Source organism: Pseudomonas sp. MWU13-2100, assembly GCF_023242365.1.
Classification (GTDB): Bacteria; Pseudomonadota; Gammaproteobacteria; order Pseudomonadales; family Pseudomonadaceae; genus Aquipseudomonas.
This window is the reverse complement of sequence record NZ_JALLIX010000165.1, coordinates 1-372: the sequence shown is the minus strand read 5'-3', so window position 1 is coordinate 372 and position 372 is coordinate 1. Positions and strand designations below refer to the sequence as shown.

At 59.4% G+C, this 372-nt stretch carries 1 pseudogene; it reads right to left on the bottom strand.

Annotated elements, in window-relative coordinates:
• Positions 1-372, bottom strand: a pseudogene (locus tag M5B99_RS29860) (hypothetical protein); the annotation flags it as partial.

The following is a 372-nucleotide window of genomic DNA, read 5'->3' as shown; positions in this document are numbered from 1 at the left end:
GCTTCACCGGCGACGTTGACCGTGTGTACGGATTCCGGCAGGCCATCGACTTCCAACAAGGCCTTGAGCGCCGATGGCACGGTGTTGATCAGGCCGATATCGTGTTCGCCGTGTTGCAACTCCAGAACGTTTTTCACCACCTCGATGCGGCCGCCCGAGGTCAAGGGTGCAAAACACTCGTAGACCGCCAGGTCGAAGTTCAGCGAGGTCGAAAACAACGTTTTGTCCAGCGCCGAACCCGGTCCCTGTAGGAGCACCGGTCGATGCTCGATTGCTGGCGCTCCCACAGCTTTTGTGTGATTCAGGGGGGTGGTGTGATCGCTGACACCGTTGAAAGCGGCGTGGGCCCAGGTCAGGAAGTTCACGGTGTTG